General features: G+C 31.6%; 20 protein-coding genes. 8 read left to right on the plus strand and 12 right to left on the minus strand.

Annotated features, from left to right (window positions below):
• Positions 1-139: 139 nt before the first annotated feature.
• Positions 140-703: a DNA-3-methyladenine glycosylase I gene (locus KO494_RS05655; protein ID WP_215966635.1), complete on the minus strand. Its 564-nt coding sequence runs from the start codon at positions 701-703 to the stop codon at positions 140-142.
• A 20-nt stretch (positions 704-723) separates the two neighbouring features.
• Between KO494_RS05655 and KO494_RS05660 the strand changes: the two genes are divergently transcribed.
• Positions 724-1,407 (plus strand): thioredoxin family protein, encoded by a 684-nt coding sequence (locus tag KO494_RS05660; protein WP_368496053.1) that lies wholly within the window; start codon positions 724-726, stop codon positions 1,405-1,407.
• Here the strand turns inward: KO494_RS05660 and KO494_RS05665 are convergent.
• From KO494_RS05665 to KO494_RS05685, 5 genes are all read right to left on the minus strand, one after another.
• Positions 1,404-2,075 (minus strand): hypothetical protein, encoded by a 672-nt coding sequence (locus KO494_RS05665; RefSeq protein WP_252730330.1) that lies wholly within the window; start codon positions 2,073-2,075, stop codon positions 1,404-1,406. The genes KO494_RS05660 and KO494_RS05665 overlap by 4 nt on opposite strands.
• Positions 2,076-2,171: 96 nt before the next feature.
• Positions 2,172-2,864 carry a tRNA pseudouridine(55) synthase TruB gene (gene truB, locus KO494_RS05670; RefSeq protein ID WP_215966636.1) on the minus strand — a complete coding sequence of 231 codons (693 nt, stop codon included), beginning with the start codon at positions 2,862-2,864 and terminating at the stop codon, positions 2,172-2,174.
• A gap of 1 nt (position 2,865) precedes the next feature.
• Complete coding sequence (locus KO494_RS05675) at positions 2,866-3,660, minus strand: undecaprenyl-diphosphate phosphatase (RefSeq protein ID WP_215966637.1); 795 nt, start codon at positions 3,658-3,660, stop codon at positions 2,866-2,868.
• 59 nt (positions 3,661-3,719) lie between these two features.
• Positions 3,720-3,989: a DUF3098 domain-containing protein gene (locus KO494_RS05680; protein WP_215966638.1), complete on the minus strand. Its 270-nt coding sequence runs from the start codon at positions 3,987-3,989 to the stop codon at positions 3,720-3,722.
• Positions 3,990-4,157: 168 nt separating this feature from the next.
• Positions 4,158-5,033 carry an ABC transporter permease gene (locus tag KO494_RS05685; protein WP_215966639.1) on the minus strand — a complete coding sequence of 292 codons (876 nt, stop codon included), beginning with the start codon at positions 5,031-5,033 and terminating at the stop codon, positions 4,158-4,160.
• A gap of 218 nt (positions 5,034-5,251) precedes the next feature.
• Between KO494_RS05685 and leuS the strand changes: the two genes are divergently transcribed.
• The 4 genes from leuS (at position 5,252) to KO494_RS05705 (ending at position 10,071) form a co-directional block, all read left to right on the plus strand.
• A complete protein-coding gene (gene leuS, locus KO494_RS05690; RefSeq protein ID WP_215966640.1) occupies positions 5,252-8,080 on the plus strand; it encodes a leucine--tRNA ligase in 2,829 nt (942 codons plus the stop codon).
• Between the two features lie 4 nt (positions 8,081-8,084).
• Positions 8,085-8,444 (plus strand): hypothetical protein, encoded by a 360-nt coding sequence (locus KO494_RS05695; protein WP_215966641.1) that lies wholly within the window; start codon positions 8,085-8,087, stop codon positions 8,442-8,444.
• Positions 8,445-8,558: 114 nt separating this feature from the next.
• Positions 8,559-9,254 carry a zinc metallopeptidase gene (locus KO494_RS05700; protein WP_215966642.1) on the plus strand — a complete coding sequence of 232 codons (696 nt, stop codon included), beginning with the start codon at positions 8,559-8,561 and terminating at the stop codon, positions 9,252-9,254.
• Between the two features lie 91 nt (positions 9,255-9,345).
• Positions 9,346-10,071 carry a Bax inhibitor-1 family protein gene (locus KO494_RS05705; RefSeq protein WP_215966643.1) on the plus strand — a complete coding sequence of 242 codons (726 nt, stop codon included), beginning with the start codon at positions 9,346-9,348 and terminating at the stop codon, positions 10,069-10,071.
• A 48-nt stretch (positions 10,072-10,119) separates the two neighbouring features.
• On the opposite strand, the gene KO494_RS05710 is transcribed toward KO494_RS05705, so the two are convergent.
• The 4 genes from KO494_RS05710 to KO494_RS05725 are packed head-to-tail and all read right to left on the minus strand — an operon-like array spanning position 10,120 to position 12,677.
• Complete coding sequence (locus KO494_RS05710; RefSeq protein WP_252730331.1) at positions 10,120-10,797, minus strand: response regulator transcription factor; 678 nt, start codon at positions 10,795-10,797, stop codon at positions 10,120-10,122.
• Positions 10,784-11,593 carry a sensor histidine kinase gene (locus KO494_RS05715; RefSeq protein WP_252730332.1) on the minus strand — a complete coding sequence of 270 codons (810 nt, stop codon included), beginning with the start codon at positions 11,591-11,593 and terminating at the stop codon, positions 10,784-10,786. The genes KO494_RS05710 and KO494_RS05715 overlap by 14 nt, the downstream gene beginning before the upstream one ends.
• Positions 11,560-12,213 carry a hypothetical protein gene (locus KO494_RS05720; protein ID WP_215966644.1) on the minus strand — a complete coding sequence of 218 codons (654 nt, stop codon included), beginning with the start codon at positions 12,211-12,213 and terminating at the stop codon, positions 11,560-11,562. Before KO494_RS05720 ends, KO494_RS05715 begins: the two co-directional genes overlap by 34 nt.
• Positions 12,214-12,221: 8 nt before the next feature.
• On the minus strand, positions 12,222-12,677 hold the full coding sequence (locus KO494_RS05725; RefSeq protein WP_215966645.1) for a hypothetical protein: 456 nt from the start codon (positions 12,675-12,677) through the stop codon (positions 12,222-12,224).
• 150 nt (positions 12,678-12,827) lie between these two features.
• Here KO494_RS05725 and KO494_RS05730 point away from each other — a divergent pair, with 150 nt between their 5' ends.
• Genes KO494_RS05730 through KO494_RS05740 form a run of 3 tightly spaced genes read left to right on the plus strand, consistent with a single transcriptional unit; the run spans position 12,828 to position 13,547 of the window.
• Complete coding sequence (locus KO494_RS05730) at positions 12,828-12,989, plus strand: hypothetical protein (RefSeq protein WP_215966646.1); 162 nt, start codon at positions 12,828-12,830, stop codon at positions 12,987-12,989.
• A 36-nt stretch (positions 12,990-13,025) separates the two neighbouring features.
• Positions 13,026-13,376 (plus strand): hypothetical protein, encoded by a 351-nt coding sequence (locus KO494_RS05735; protein ID WP_215966647.1) that lies wholly within the window; start codon positions 13,026-13,028, stop codon positions 13,374-13,376.
• A gap of 15 nt (positions 13,377-13,391) precedes the next feature.
• A complete protein-coding gene (locus KO494_RS05740; protein WP_256447829.1) occupies positions 13,392-13,547 on the plus strand; it encodes a T9SS type A sorting domain-containing protein in 156 nt (51 codons plus the stop codon).
• 54 nt (positions 13,548-13,601) lie between these two features.
• On the opposite strand, the gene KO494_RS05745 is transcribed toward KO494_RS05740, so the two are convergent.
• Complete coding sequence (locus KO494_RS05745; protein ID WP_215966649.1) at positions 13,602-14,072, minus strand: Lrp/AsnC ligand binding domain-containing protein; 471 nt, start codon at positions 14,070-14,072, stop codon at positions 13,602-13,604.
• A 220-nt stretch (positions 14,073-14,292) separates the two neighbouring features.
• Complete coding sequence (locus tag KO494_RS05750; RefSeq protein ID WP_215966650.1) at positions 14,293-15,657, minus strand: saccharopine dehydrogenase family protein; 1,365 nt, start codon at positions 15,655-15,657, stop codon at positions 14,293-14,295.
• Between the last annotated feature and the right edge of the window lie 75 nt (positions 15,658-15,732).

Here is a 15,732-nt window from a genome sequence, read left to right on the forward strand (position 1 = left end):
TTTGTTTAATTCTCTAAAAATAAGCTAAGTAAGGCAAGGTAACTTTTTGACTTTCTCAAAAAACACTCTAACTTCGTTTAACGTACCATATAGTTCATTGAAACGAAACTATATCTAAAGCATTAAACGAACTTTTTTTCTAAACCTCATTATACCTAAAACAACCAACCTCATGGTCATTTACCATTCCTGTTGCTTGCATGTGTGCATACATAACTGTAGAGCCTACGAATTTAAAACCACGTTTTTTTAAATCTTTACTCAAAGCATCGCTAATAGCTGTATTTGCAGGAGCGTCTTTGTAGTTTTTGATTTTGTTTTTTATTGGTTTTCCATCTACAAAAGACCAAATATATTTAGAGAAACTACCAAATTCTTCTTGAATTTTTATAAATTCTTGTGCATTGGTTATGGTTGCATTTATTTTTAGTTTATTTCTTATAATTCCAGCATCTTTTAAAAGCGAATCTACTTTGTCTTGCTTGTATTTTGCTATTTTTTTATAGTCAAATTGATCTAAAGCATCCTGAAAATTTTTACGTTTTCGTAAAACGGTTATCCAACTTAATCCTGCTTGAAAGGTTTCTAAAATTAAAAATTCAAAAATGGTTTCATCATCATAAACAGGATTTCCCCATTCCTGGTCATGATACGCTTCGTATAAGGCATCACCAACACACCAACCACATCTATGTTTTTCCATAATAATATAAACTGTAAGTTTTGGTTATAAAGATAGACATAGATTATGATAAAAATCATAATTTAAAAATAGATATACCACTAGTTTTACTACAAGATAGACATACAATGGAAAATATAATAAAAGAAAGTTTAAGTAAAAGTATCACTTATCCAGAATATGCTGCTTTACTGCAGGATTTAGCCAAAAACAACGATACTACAGGAACAAATAAAGCAGAGAATCTTGTAGAATACACAAAACTTAATGCTAGAAGAATGAAGCGTTGGGATAAAACCTTAAAGGTTAATGACGCGGTTAAAGAGCAAATTGAAAAAATAGATAAAAAAATTACTTGGTTGGTATTAACAGAAAGTTGGTGTGGTGATGCTGCTCATGTTGTTCCTGTTATGCAAAAAGTAGCAGAAATTAATGAGAATATTAAGGTACAAGTAGTTTTACGAGATGAAAACGAAGAGTTAATGAACAACTATTTAACCAATGGAGGTAAATCTATACCAAAACTAATTATGGTAGATGATGCTTCTGGTAAAGTGATAAACACTTTTGGGCCAAGACCTAGCGAAGCAACACAGTTAGTTAACGATTATAAAGAAAAGTATGGTATGCTAACTCCAGAGTTTAAAGAAGATTTACAACGTTGGTATAATAAAGATAAAGGCCAAAATGCTATTAACGACTTAGTGTCTTTGTTACATGTTTAACTTTTACTTTCAAACAGAAAAGTAATGGTTCCTATTTGCGATTTTGGTAAAGTACTACGATTAAATTTCGCTTTTTTTGCATACTCTAAAGCGTGTTCAATTAAACAGTTGTTTGAAGAATTTGAAGCGTTGTTATAAGATGCTTCGGTAACTTTTCCAGAAGCATTTACAGTAATATTTACTACTATTTTTCCGCCAGTTTCACATAAATAAATAGGTGTTGGTAAGAATTTATGTTTTCTGTTTACTAAAGAATAGCTAACAGAACTTTTAGCATTATTGTTTTCTTCTAGTTGTTTTTTTAGTACATCATTTATCTTGATAAAAGATTTTTTTTCTTCTACTTGAATATTAGCGTTGTTTTTAGAAAAATCTTTTTTAATGGTATTACCATAATCAGATTTACTAAAATCTGGTCTTACATAATCTTTTGGAGGAGCAATTATTTTTTGCGCATATGCATAACGTTTGCTTTTTTGGTTTTGATTATATGCTTTATTAGTTTCGGCTTTTGTAGCTTTTTCTTGTGCAGCTAATTGTTCTTCTGTGCTTTCTTTTTCAGGTTCAATGTTATAAAAAGTTTCGGCAATTTCTTCTTGGTGCTTTTTAATATGGAAGTTAAACATAGTAAGCATTATCGTTCCAGAAATTAGAAACGTAATACACATTGCTTTATGTTTATTACTTAAAATCATGTAGGTTAATAACGTGTTTTAATAATTTGTGACACTTAAATATACGTTAAAAATGCTAAAAAAGATTTTTTACGAATCTAGTTGGTCTATAAAAGCATCAATACTAACTGCGTTGTTTACATGATAATCGCCAATTTTTGTACGTCTTAATACCGAAAGATGTCCACCAGATTGTAGTGCTTTTCCAAAGTCATGTGCTAAAGAACGTATGTAAGTTCCTTTGCTACAAACTACTCTAAAGTCTACTTCGTTATTTTCAAAACGTGTAATTTCAAAAGCTTCAATAGCAATTTTTCTGGGTTTTATTTCTACTTCTTCACCAGCTCTTGCGTACTCATACAAACGTTTTCCGTCTTTTTTTAAGGCCGAAAAAACAGGAGGAAATTGATCAATCTCACCAATAAACTGTTTGGTTGTTTCTTCTACTAGGTCTTTGGTAATGTGCTCTGTAGAAAAAGTTTCGTTTATTTCGGTTTCTAAATCGTAAGAAGGCGTTGTGCTTCCTAAAACAATAGTTCCTGTGTATTCTTTAACCTGACCTTGAAAGGTGTTAATTTGCTTGGTCATTTTTCCTGTGCAAATAACGAGTAAGCCAGTTGCTAAAGGGTCTAAGGTTCCTGCGTGACCTACCTTTATTTTTTTTATGTTAAAGGTCTGTCTTATTTTCCAACGTAGTTTGTTTACTACCTGAAAAGAGGTCCAATTTAAAGGTTTATCTATTAATAAAACCTGTCCTGTTTTGTAGTCTTCTTCGGTTAACATGTTAGCTTAAAGCGGAATAAATTATTGCTATTGCACCAACAATAGCACAATAGTAAGCAAAATACGAAAGTTTACTTTTCTTTACCAATGAAATCATCCAGGTACAAGCAAAAAGTCCTGCAATAAAAGCAGCAACAAATCCTACCGAAAGTGAAGTAAAGTTTTGTGCATCATAAGTTAAGTCGCCACTTAAAATGTCTTTTGCAATTTTTCCGAAGATTAACGGAATCACCATTAAAAACGAAAATCGTGCAGCCTTTGTTTTATCATTTCCTAATAAAACCGAAGTAGAAATAGTGGCTCCAGAACGTGAAATTCCAGGTAGCATTGCAATTGCTTGCGAAATACCAATAACAAATGCATTTTTAAAAGACACTTTTTTATTGGTGTCTTTGGCTTTATCTGCTAAAAATAAAAGAACAGCTGTTATAATTAACATGCAACCAACAAGTAATATATTACCACCAAATAAGGCTTCTAATTGTGCTTCAAAAAACAAACCAACAACAACTGCTGGTAGCATAGAAAGAGCAATTTTAGTTACAAATTGTAAATCTTCATTCCACTCAAATTTAAACACGCCTTTAAGTAAGTAAAGTATGTCTTTTCTAAAAACAACAATAGTGCTTAAAGCGGTTGCAAAGTGTAAAACAACAGTAAAAAGTAGGCTTTCTTCTGGAACCGAGTTATCGCCAAGTATGGCTTTACCAAGTTCTAAATGGCCACTTGAAGATACAGGAAGAAACTCTGTTAATCCTTGTATTATTCCTAAAATGATGGAGTCTATAACATTCATGTTGGCAAAAGTATTAAAATACTATTACCAAATGTTATTTTGTACCTGTAAATTAAAAGTTACGCGTTAGAATCTTTACTTTTATTCGGATTTAAAAGAATGGCATAAATCTGAATTCCAAAGCCAATAAGCACTAAAGTTGGTGCTAAACGTATTCTTCTCCAGCTAAATATTTCAGGATTAAATACAGCAGGATCATCGCTTCCACCACCAGACATTAATATAAAACCTAGAGCAATACAAGCTAAACCAATAAACATAAATTTATAATTTTTTTTACCAAATATAAATTCGCTTTTAGTCTGTTCTTTTCGTTTTTGTTCTCCCATTTTATTTTAATTCTGTATACATGATTTCATTACCTAGTGCCAATTACTATTTTATGCTAAAAAGTAACTCTTTCCATTAATTTGCTAGATGCAAAGTAACGTTTTTATTTAAAACTTTAGCGTTAAGAGAATCTAAAATTAATCTGTTTTGTAATCCTCTTTCACCAATTAATAAAGTTGATCTGTTTTTAAATTTAAGAAACGCTGTGTAGCAAAAAAGGTAGAAATCCAGGTGATTATAATTCCTAAAAGAAAAACAGCTACAAATAAAGCAGCAACTAAAATAGGGTTGCGTAATAAGTCTAATTCTGGAAAAGTAAGGTTTAAATAATATAAAACAACAGCCATTCCTAGCATTGCTATAATGGCGCCAATAATACCTAATTGTACACTTTTAAAAACAAATGGTTTGCGTATAAAGCGTTTTGTAGCTCCAACCATTTGCATAGTTTTTATGGTAAATCTTTTGGCGTAAACAGCCAAACGTATAGAGCTATTAATAAGTAATACAGCTATTAGAGTAAAAATTCCGCTAAGAATTAAAACCCAAAAACTTATTTTTTTTACGTTATTATTCATTAGTGTTACCAAGTCATTGTCATAACGTACCTCGTCTACAAAGTTTTTATTGGTAGCTTCTTTTGCTATTTCCTCTAAATGTTCAGAGGTTACATAATCTGCTTTTAGGTAAACATCTATGGAGTTTTGTAACGGGTTGTAGCCTAAAAACTCCATAAAATCTTCACCGTTTTCGGCTTTCATAGAAGCTGCAGCTTCTTCTTTGGTCACATAATTAGTAGATTTTACGTAATCTGCTAAAGCTAGGCTTTTTTCAAGTTGCTTGGTTTCTACTTCTTTTGCAGAATCTTTTAAGTAAATAGTTACCACTACTTGTTCTTTAAAGTGATCAGAAACTTTTTTAGCATTAAGTATAAGCATACCTAATAAGCCCAATAAAAATAAGACTAACGCAATACTTAATACCACAGAAAAGTAAGACGATATTAGTTTACGTTTCTGGTATTTTTCAAAAGATGCACTCATATAATCATTTTGTTAACGATGTAAAAATAATAAAGAAAAACAAAAGAAACTTTAAAAGACCAAAGTCTTTTCTGTGATAGCCAAAATCTAATATAGTGGCAACTGAAATTAATATTTAAAAAGCCATTTTGTTTACTTCTATGATTATAACGTTTAAACTTTTAATACTGTTATAATAAGTTTAAATTTGTGCCTTTATTAAGAGATAAAACACAAAAATGCAATACCATTTTAACGACATAGAAGCCAAATGGCAAAAATATTGGGCAGAAAACCAAACGTTTAAAGCCTCTAACCATAGTGATAAACCAAAATATTATGTTTTAGATATGTTTCCTTATCCTTCAGGAGCAGGATTGCATGTTGGGCATCCATTAGGTTATATAGCAAGTGATATTTATGCACGTTACAAACGCCATAAAGGGTTTAATGTATTGCACCCTCAAGGATATGATAGTTTTGGTTTGCCTGCAGAACAGTATGCTATTCAAACGGGACAGCATCCTGCTATTACCACAGAAACCAATATAAAAACCTACAGACGTCAGTTAGATCAAATAGGATTTTCTTTTGATTGGTCTCGTGAGGTACGTACATCAAATCCTGAATATTACAAATGGACGCAATGGATATTTATTCAGCTTTTTGAATCGTATTATTGCAATAACGATAATAAATCAAAGCATATAAGCGAATTGATTTCTGTTTTTGAAGCCGAAGGAAATGAAAATGTTAATGTAGCATGTGATGATAATATTGAGGTGTTTTCTGCAGCAGCATGGAATAGTTTTACCCAAAAAGAACAAGAAGAAATTCTACTTAAATACAGACTAACCTATTTAGCAGAAACCGAAGTAAACTGGTGTCCTGCCTTAGGAACCGTTTTGGCAAATGATGAAATTGTAAACGGAGTTTCTGAACGTGGAGGGCATCCTGTTGTACGTAAAAAAATGACACAATGGAGCATGCGTATTTCTGCTTATGCAGAACGTTTACTGCAAGGTTTAGATACTATTGATTGGACGGACTCTCTTAAAGAAAGCCAACGTAACTGGATTGGCAAATCGGTTGGAGCATCTGTTACTTTTAATGTAAATGATCATGACGAAGTTATTGCTGTTTTTACCACAAGACCAGATACTATTTTTGGTGTAAGTTTTATGACACTTGCTCCAGAACATGAATTGGTACAAAAAATAACAACTCCAGAACAAAAAGAAGCAGTAGACGCTTATATTCAGGCAACAGCTAAACGTAGTGAACGCGAGCGTATGGCAGATGTAAAAACCATCTCTGGTGTGTTTACTGGCGCTTATGCAGAACACCCTTTTAGTAAAGAACCAATTCCTATCTGGATTGGAGATTATGTGCTAGCAGGTTATGGAACAGGAGCTGTAATGGCTGTTCCTTGTGGTGACCAACGTGATTATGACTTTGCAAAACATTTTAATATTGCTATTCCTAATATTTTTGAAGGTGTAGATATTTCTGAAGAAGCATATGCTTCAAAAGATAATGTAAAGATTGCAAACAGTGATTTCTTAAACGGAATGAACTACAAAAAAGCTTCTAAACGTGCTATTTATGAATTAGAGCAATTAGGCCAAGGAGAAGGAAAAACAAACTACAGATTGCGTGATGCAGTATTCTCTAGACAACGTTATTGGGGAGAACCATTTCCTGTATATTACGTAAACGGCATGCCACAAATGATTGATAAAGCACATTTACCAATTACGTTGCCAGAAGTTGAAAAGTATTTACCAACCGAAACAGGTGAGCCACCTTTAGGTCGTGCAGATGTTTGGGCTTGGGATACTACTACAAATACAGTAGTGAGCAATAATAAAATAGATAATAAAACAATACATCCTCTTGAGCTAAACACCATGCCAGGTTGGGCAGGAAGCTCATGGTATTTCTTTAGTTATATGGAAGAAAAAAACAAAAGAGGAGAGGATTTTGCAGGCAAAGACGCACTTAACTATTGGGAAAACGTTGATTTGTATATTGGAGGAAGCGAGCATGCAACAGGTCATTTATTATACTCTCGTTTTTGGGTGAAATTTTTAAAAGATAGAGGCTTTGTTAATGTAGAAGAACCTTTTAAAAAGCTAATTAACCAAGGAATGATTCTTGGGACTAGTGCTTTTGTGTATCGTGAAGATGGAACAAATACGTATTTATCTCAAGGATTAACAAAAGGAAAAAAAGTATTACCTATTCATGTAAAAGTGCAATATGTTAACGCTTCAGATGAATTAGATATCGAAGGGTTAAAAAACGATGGAGAGTTTGGTGAAGACTTTAAAGATGCAGAATTCATTCTAGAAGATGGTGTTTATAAAGTAGGTCGCGAAGTCGAAAAGATGTCTAAATCTAAATACAACGTGGTAAATCCAGATGCCATTTGTGCTCAATATGGTGCAGACAGTTTACGTTTATACGAAATGTTTTTAGGTCCTTTAGAGCAAGCAAAACCTTGGAATACTGCTGGTATTACAGGAGTACACGGTTTCTTGAAAAAATTATGGAAACTATATGTTGGTGAAAATGGTTTAAACGTTACAGATACTGCACCAACAAAAGACAACCTTAAAACACTGCATAAAACCATAAAAAAAGTAGAAGAAGATATCGAGAATTTTTCTTTTAATACTTCGGTTTCTACTTTTATGATTGCTGTTAATGAGCTTACTACGCAAAAATGTACTAGTAAAGAGGTGTTAGAACCTTTATTGGTTTTAATTTCTCCTTATGCACCACATATTGCAGAAGAATTATACAGCCAATTAGAAAATGAAGGTTCTATAGCTACAGCACCTTTTCCAAAATTTGAAGCAAGTCATTTGGTAGAAAGTTCTAAAAACTATCCAATTTCTTTTAATGGTAAAATGCGTTTTACCTTAGAGTTACCAATGGATATGAGTAAAGAAGAAATTGAAAAAACCGTGATGGCACACGAAAAAACAATTGCACAATTAGATGGTAGAACCCCTAAAAAAGTAATTGTAGTTCCTGGTAAAATTGTAAATATAGTAGGATAAATAGATGTATATAAAGCTAAAAAGAAATGATAAAATTGGTTTATTCTTCTTTTTAGCTTTTGTATTAAGTACATCCTTAATCTGGCTTTTTGAAGAACGTTTTAATCCAGAACAATGGCAAAGTCAACCCTTAACACGCTATAAAATGGTAGATGATATCATTGAAAGTGAGATATTATTGGGTAAAACAAAGAACGCTGTATTCTTATTATTAGGAGAAGCAATTCCTTCTACTTTAGAAGGAAAAGAGCATTTGATGTATTCTTTAGGAAAACCACCAAGTTTTTTTGAACCAAAAAAAGAAAGACTAGTAGTTGTTTTTGAAAACAATTTAGTAGTTAAGGTAATACATAAGCAAGATTAAAACAAAGTGATTGTTATGCTGTTAAATAATAAAAACTGACAAAATTTCTTAACTATTTTTTGGCTTATTTTTTGCTATATATATGGTACATTTATAAAACTAAAATAAAAAAGAATGATTGGATATTATATATTAATAGGAGCCATAGCGCTTGTAAGTTGGTTGGTAAGTAATCAATTAAAACAAAAATTTAAAAAATACTCTCAGGTACATTTACGTAATGGTATGACTGGTAGAGAAATTGCTGAAAAAATGTTAGCAGATAATGGTATTTATGATGTTGCCGTTATTTCTACTCCAGGACAATTAACAGACCATTACAATCCAAAAAATAAAACAGTAAATTTAAGTGAGTCTGTATATAGTCATGCAAATGCAGCAGCTGCTGCTGTTGCAGCACATGAGTGTGGTCATGCAGTACAACATGCAAAAGCCTATAGTGCTTTAGGTATGCGTTCTGCATTAGTACCTATTGTGAGTGTTACTTCTGGTATGTCACAATGGTTAGTTATTGGTGGTTTAATACTTAGTGGTGCAGCAGGAATAGGCTTAGGATATTGGGTTGCAGTTGCAGGTTTAGTGTTTATGGGTTTTGCTACCTTATTTAGCTTTATCACCTTACCTGTAGAATATGATGCAAGTAATAGAGCACTAGCATGGTTAAAAAATAAAAATATGGTGACTCCAGAAGAGTACGCAGGTTCTGAAGATGCTTTAAAATGGGCAGCTAGAACTTATTTAGTTGCTGCAATTGGTGCTTTAGCATCTTTGTTATATTGGGCGCTTCAAGTATTTGGCGGAAGAGATTAAGGTTAAAAACATATTAAGTAAGAAAAAAGAGGCATTAATTTATTTTAGTGTCTCTTTTTTGGTTATTTTTCAGCATCAAAAAACAATATTCATGGAAAACGCAAACGTAAACCCTTTTCAAGAGGAAGAACCTAAAGTGCTGATAGGTACATTAGAACAAATAGATCGTGTTACATTTTACAAAAGAACCTATGCACATGTAGCAGGTGGTGTTTTAGTATTTATACTTTTTGAATTTTTATTGTTACAAAGCGAAACTATTGTAAACTTTGCTTTATCCTTAACCGAAGGTTTTAAATGGCTGTTAATGTTAGGGGGTTTTATGCTAGCAACTAATTATGCCGAAAATTTAGCATTAAAAACACAAGACAAGCCTAAACAATATTTAGCGTACGGACTTTATATTTTAGCAGAAGCATTTATTTTTGTGCCAATGATTTATATAGCCATGTATTATACAGATTCTGGTTTAGCATTATTAAATCAAGCAGCTATAGTAACCTTAGCCTTGTTTTCTGGGTTATCTGCTGTAGTTTTTTTAACAAAAAAAGATTTTTCTTTTTTAAAGACAGGATTAACTATTGGCTTTTTTATTGCAATAGGATTAATTATAGCAGGAACACTATTTGGGTTTAACTTAGGTTTGTGGTTTTCTGTAGGCATGTGCTTATTAGCAGGTGGATCTATATTATACCAAACGTCTAACTTGGTAAATAAATATACAGAAGATGATTATATACCTGCAGCTTTAGGCTTGTTTGCATCTTTAATGCTTTTATTCTGGTATATATTAAGTATTTTTATGTCAAGAGATTAAGTCATAAATACATAATTATAAAAAAAGCTCCTTTTTAAGGAGCTTTTTTTATAAGCTATTGTTGTCTAAAGAAACTAGTTTGTTTTTTAGTGCATATATAACCAAACCTGCTACATTTTTTGCTTCTGTTTTAAGAAGTAAATTATTACGATACCCTTCAACAGTTCTTGGGCTAATAAAAAGTTTTTCGCCAATTTCATTAGTTGTAAATTGTTTACAAATTAGTTCTAGAACTTCAATTTCTCGTTTGGTGAAATAGTTCGTGTCAAATGTAGATTTTGTGTTTTTATCTTTAGGATTTGTAATACTTTCATGCACATATTGCATTATTTTTTCATCATAATAAAAGCCTTTTTCATAAACCTCTTCAATAGTTTTAATCATTAAAGCAGGTGTGCTATTCTTGGCCAAATAGGCAACAGCACCAATAGAAATCATATTTAAAATAAAAGGTTTGCTAAAATAACTGGTAAGGGCTATTACTTTTATATTTGGAAACTCTTTATGAATTATTTTAGTGACTTCCACACCATTTAAATTGGGCATTTTAAGATCTGTTACTACAATTTTAGGTAGGGTTTTCGCTTCGCGTAATTGTTGTACTAAATCCTCTCCATCTTGAGCGGTAAATAGAATGTTAATGTTTTCTTCGTTACCTAAAATTGCTTTTAGTCCCTGAAGAAATAATTGTTCGTCATCTGCTAATACTATATTAATTTTGCTCATGATATTTGCATTGTATTATAAATAAGCTTCCATTGTTTTTTGTGCTTTCCATTTTAAGGTTTCCATTTAAAATTTTAACACGACTATTTATGTTTTGCAAACCTATTCCCTTTTTTTTATAAACTTCTTTAACATTAAAACCAATACCATTGTCTTGATAACGTATTTTAAAACCTGTTTGGTTTTGCTCCATGTATATTGCTAATTCATTAGCTTTTCCGTGTCTTAATGAATTATTCATTAATTCCTGAATTATTCTAAATACATGTAATTGATTGGTTCTAGAAAGCTTACTTAAGTTTTCAATATTATGTTCAATTTCTAATGTGGTATTTGCCGAAAAATCATCAAATAATTCTTCTAAAGCTACTTTAAGTCCAAATTCATCTAAAATAGGAGGCATTAAATCATGCGCAATTTTTCTTGAACTCTCTAGTGTTGTTGTAGTAATTTCAAGTATTTGATTTAACGAAGCCTTTTGTTTTTCATTAATAGATTTATCTGTTAAAAGTACATTAGTAGATAAGCTAACAATGTTAAGTTTAGAGCTAATAGCATCATGTAAATCTTGCGCAATACGTTTGCGTTCTGCTTCTTGAATAGCTATTGATGTTTGTAATATTTTTTGCTGATTCTCTATCTTCATCGCTGCTTTTTCAAGTTCTTTTTGCACTATTTTTTGCCTGGAGTAATGAAAGAATAGAATTAATCCAGTAGTGATTAAAACTAAAAAGATAATACCGTATACTAAAGCTTGTATTATTAGTTTTTCGTTTTCCATAAACTCTTTTTCCATTCTATTAAAATTACTGTTAAATAGCCAACATAAAGTACTTTATTTAGTAGCCATACATTAATAGATAATGATTTGTCAACTGTGTTAATTAAATTTCCTAATATAAAAATAAGTGTACTAACCGATAGGTAAATTAAAATAGCAGCATTTATGTACATGTATTTTCCTGTTTTTCCTAAAGAATTATACAAATGAATAATGGAATATATAACTAGAGGAAAAGAGGTAATAAGGATTTCTAATAAGTTAAATTTATAAAATAATGATATGTTGTTAATGTACTGAACGCCTAAAACGAAAGCAACAAGTATAAAAGTTAAGTTTACCCAATTTTTTTGTTTGGTAGTAAATAATTCTCTGTAAAATAAACTAAGAAAGACAAACTGAAAAATAAAATAGAAGTGAGATAGAAATAAATTGTTTTGTTTGATATGTAACTCTTTATAAAACGAAATAATTAAAATACTAGAAGTTAAAACAAAAAAAACAATTACTAAATAAATAGCAAAATATTTAATAGCTTTAATTTTTAGCTTGAAGGAGCTATAAGTAAATAAAACAGAGTTTGTAATAAGTAAAATTAAACTTAGTTTATGTAACACATCGTCAATTAAATTCATGACCTTTTTTAAGGATTATATAAAGGGCTTTCTGTATCACAATTACTAGGGCAGGGTTTTGTAAAATCAAAAGTGCCAGTGCCTACCAATTTATAAGGAGGTGGGTTTTTAAGGGTGTATCCTTCTATAATATCTCTATGAATTATTTTATTATTTACTACTTCTTTTACAGTAGATACTAATACTAATCTTTCTGTATCTGCGCTTGCAATTTTGCCTTTAGCTCTATCAATAGCCATGTATGCTCTTACACTAGCATTAGCTACAAGTGAAGTGTTGATACAAGATTTATCTTTTAAAACCTCCATTTCTATTAAACAGTCAATAAGGTCATTTGCAGATATTAAAAAAGCTTTCGCATGTATTAAATCGTCATTTACGTTTTTATTACTATTTTCTAACTGCCATTTTTTAACCCTTTCTTTAGCTATCTTTATAGGTATTGATTTAGAATTTGAACTCATAATTTAAGGTATGTTGATTAATAGACTTTAAAGCTACTAGTAATTTTTAACAAAACCATATTAATAGATGAAAACACGTATTTCTACTTGGTTTTATATTAAGGATATGCAACATTTGATGGGACTTATTCGGAAAATGCAGACTTTACGATGACAATAACTTGTATCGACAACATTATTTCTATACCTACTAACGATGACTGCTCTAATCCAGAAACTTTAGTTGTTAATGCGGCTGCAGTAACAGGAACAACAGCAGGTGTATCAGACCAATTTACAGGAGAGGATGACGACACTTTTTGTGATAGTTAGCAATTTCATGCAGATGTGCCTATGCTTTTACTTTAGATGGTACATATATATAATGGTTTAACCGTTTTAACATCAGTTCTAGGTAATTCTACTGAAGCTAGTGTAGCTGTTTATCCTGCACCAATGTGTAATTTCTTAGATGTAAACACTATTGCTTGTTATACAGGTAATGCATCAGGAGAAACTTTAGCATTAGGTAGTCTGGATGCAGGAACTTATTATGTTAGAGTGTGGAGTGATGGAGTAGCATCTGGAACATCTAGAAGAGTTGAAGGTGAATTTAAATTCTCTGTAAATGGAACTTTATCCATTTTAGATATGGACACTAAACATATGTTTTCGTATTATCCTAATCCTGTAACTAGTAGTTTAACTATTAAAGAGTAGAATAGCATTAATGGGTTGTCTGTTTATATCATGTTAGGTCAAGAAGTTATACTTGAAAAACCTAATACAATGAACAGTGTTTTAGATATGTCTACTTTACAACATGGTGCTTATTTTGTTAAAGTAACTATTGGTAATGTAACCAAAACCATACGTGTTATTAAGGAATAGTTAATTCATAATACCTTTTAAAAGAAAGCTCCTAAAGAAATTTAGGAGCTTTTTTTATATCTTTATTTGTCGGTCAATTTGTTGGTCTAAAGAAATAAAGGTTTCTGTTCTAGATACGCCTTCAATAGATTGAATGTCTTTGTTTAAAACATGCATGAGGTGCTCGTTGTCTTTACAGAGAATTTTTATGAAAATACTCCAGTTTCCTGTGGTGTAATGGCACTCTAAAACTTCTGGAATGCGTTTTAATTGTTTTACAGCTTCTGGATTACTCATGGCTTTGTCTAGATAAATACCAATATAAGCCATAGTAGTATAGCCTAATACTTTAGGGTTTATTACAAATTTAGAACCTGCTATTAAACCAGATTTTTCTAGTTTACGCAGTCGTTGGTGTATGGCTGCACCAGAAATACCAACACCTCTTGCTATTTCAAGAATTGGTGTTCTTGCATCTTCCATTAAGGCGCGAAGTATTTTTTTGTCTATACCATCTATTTGTATGTTGTTGTTTATGTTTTTCATATTTATTTCCCGTAAAAGCGAGAATCTTTTTTATTTCTGCTTAGGCTGAAATCTATTCTGTTTCATTTAGAAACATAAAAGTAATACATTGGTTTTAAATTGAAACTATAAACTGCGTTAAGGATTGAACGGTTTGTTTGAGCTCCTCGCAGAGAGCGAGTAGTGAAAGCCTGACCCAACTTAGGCCAAAAAGGCTAAGTTGGGAAACGCCATCATGCTTTTATACGTGTAAGGGGTTGTAACCTAGATAAGGTACTTCTGTTTCGTTAAAGATAATTCCGTTTTCTTCTAGTTCTTTTAAAATAGGATCGTAAACCTCTTTGTTAATTGGCATTTGTACGCCAGGAGTTGTTATTTTTTCGTTTAGTATGGCAAGGGTTGCAATTGCTACTGGTAGGCCTACTGTTTTTGCCATTGCAGTATAGGTTTGGTCTTCGCCAATGGTAACCATGGTTGCATCTATTTGGTGTGTTTTACCATTTAACTGGTAGCCAAATTTATGGTACATAACAATCATGTCTTTGTCTTCTGGGTCTAGTACCCAGCTATCCATTAATATTTTTTGCAAAATTTGTGCTGGAGTGGCTTTTTTTAATTCGACCATTTTAGATTTGCTAAAAAGGTCTAGTTCTAAAAACTTATCCCAAACTACGTCGTCTTGGTCTATTTTTAATGCGTGTCTAAATTTAAGTTCTACAGAATCTGTTGGGCTGTAAGGTAAAAAAGCGTTTACAAAATCGCGATAGCTCATATTTTCACTGTCTTCTATAGTGTAGCTATCATCGGTCATGCCTAATTGTACAAAAACGTTCCATGCTCTAGAAAAACCTACACGTCTAATAGTACCTCTGTATAGTGTTTTAATTTTATCTAAGCCATAAACGCTTTGGTATTTAAGGGAGTCTCTGTTTGCGTATGCTTCAAATTTACCATAACCTTCTACTTCTAAAAATTCGGTACGCCTAAAGAGTCTGTTGTAAGGTATGTATTTATAGGTGTTTTCTTGTAAAAATTTACCAGCACCACCTTGTCCTGCAAGTACAACGTTTCTTGGGTTCCAGGTAAATTTATAGTTCCATAGGTTGTTATCGCTTTCTGGTGCTACTAGTCCGCCTGTAAAAGATTCAAATAAAATCATTTCTCCTCCTTTAGCTCTTATTTTGTCTATAACTTGCATAGCACTCATGTGGTCAATACCAGGGTCAACACCAATTTCATTCATAAAAATGAGGCCTTTGTCTTTTGCAGCTTTGTCTAGCGTTTGCATTTCTGGGCTAATGTAAGAAGCTGTCACCATGTTTTTATTAAAGGTTATACAGTCTTTAGCTACTTCTATATGAAATCTTGCAGGTAACATAGAGACTACAATATCTGCGTTTTGTATAGCCTCTTGACGAGAGTGTTTATCAAAAACATCTAATAAAATGGCTTGTGCGTTTTCATGATCACCAATTAAGTTTTTGGCGTGTGTAAAACTGATGTCTCCAACAATAATTAATAAATTTTCTGTTGTAGATTTATCTAGTAAATATTTTATAAGGTAAGAAGATGATTTTCCAGAACCAATGACTAAAATCTTTCGCATAATGAGATTTGTTGAGTAATTTTGTAATTACGAATGTAATAAATACTAAGTGTAAATTATATGAAAAACTTAATT

This window comes from Lacinutrix sp. C3R15 (assembly GCF_018860825.1).
Lineage (GTDB): Bacteria > Bacteroidota > Bacteroidia > Flavobacteriales > Flavobacteriaceae > Oceanihabitans.

What these genes read in the sequence shown, in the direction of transcription:
- KO494_RS05655 (WP_215966635.1), bottom strand. Translation starts at nt 703, where the DNA reads ATGGAAAAACATAGATGTGGTTGGTGTGTTGGTGATGCCTTATACGAA.
- KO494_RS05665 (WP_252730330.1), bottom strand. Translation starts at nt 2,075, where the DNA reads ATGTGTATTACGTTTCTAATTTCTGGAACGATAATGCTTACTATGTTT.
- truB (WP_215966636.1), bottom strand. Translation starts at nt 2,864, where the DNA reads ATGTTAACCGAAGAAGACTACAAAACAGGACAGGTTTTATTAATAGAT.
- KO494_RS05675 (WP_215966637.1), bottom strand. Translation starts at nt 3,660, where the DNA reads ATGAATGTTATAGACTCCATCATTTTAGGAATAATACAAGGATTAACA.
- KO494_RS05680 (WP_215966638.1), bottom strand. Translation starts at nt 3,989, where the DNA reads ATGGGAGAACAAAAACGAAAAGAACAGACTAAAAGCGAATTTATATTT.
- KO494_RS05685 (WP_215966639.1), bottom strand. Translation starts at nt 5,033, where the DNA reads ATGAGTGCATCTTTTGAAAAATACCAGAAACGTAAACTAATATCGTCT.
- leuS (WP_215966640.1), top strand. Translation starts at nt 5,252, where the DNA reads ATGCAATACCATTTTAACGACATAGAAGCCAAATGGCAAAAATATTGG.
- KO494_RS05695 (WP_215966641.1), top strand. Translation starts at nt 8,085, where the DNA reads ATGTATATAAAGCTAAAAAGAAATGATAAAATTGGTTTATTCTTCTTT.
- KO494_RS05700 (WP_215966642.1), top strand. Translation starts at nt 8,559, where the DNA reads ATGATTGGATATTATATATTAATAGGAGCCATAGCGCTTGTAAGTTGG.
- KO494_RS05705 (WP_215966643.1), top strand. Translation starts at nt 9,346, where the DNA reads ATGGAAAACGCAAACGTAAACCCTTTTCAAGAGGAAGAACCTAAAGTG.
- KO494_RS05710 (WP_252730331.1), bottom strand. Translation starts at nt 10,797, where the DNA reads ATGAGCAAAATTAATATAGTATTAGCAGATGACGAACAATTATTTCTT.
- KO494_RS05715 (WP_252730332.1), bottom strand. Translation starts at nt 11,593, where the DNA reads ATGGAAAAAGAGTTTATGGAAAACGAAAAACTAATAATACAAGCTTTA.
- KO494_RS05720 (WP_215966644.1), bottom strand. Translation starts at nt 12,213, where the DNA reads ATGAATTTAATTGACGATGTGTTACATAAACTAAGTTTAATTTTACTT.
- KO494_RS05725 (WP_215966645.1), bottom strand. Translation starts at nt 12,677, where the DNA reads ATGAGTTCAAATTCTAAATCAATACCTATAAAGATAGCTAAAGAAAGG.
- KO494_RS05730 (WP_215966646.1), top strand. Translation starts at nt 12,828, where the DNA reads ATGACAATAACTTGTATCGACAACATTATTTCTATACCTACTAACGAT.
- KO494_RS05735 (WP_215966647.1), top strand. Translation starts at nt 13,026, where the DNA reads ATGGTACATATATATAATGGTTTAACCGTTTTAACATCAGTTCTAGGT.
- KO494_RS05745 (WP_215966649.1), bottom strand. Translation starts at nt 14,072, where the DNA reads ATGAAAAACATAAACAACAACATACAAATAGATGGTATAGACAAAAAA.
- KO494_RS05750 (WP_215966650.1), bottom strand. Translation starts at nt 15,657, where the DNA reads ATGCGAAAGATTTTAGTCATTGGTTCTGGAAAATCATCTTCTTACCTT.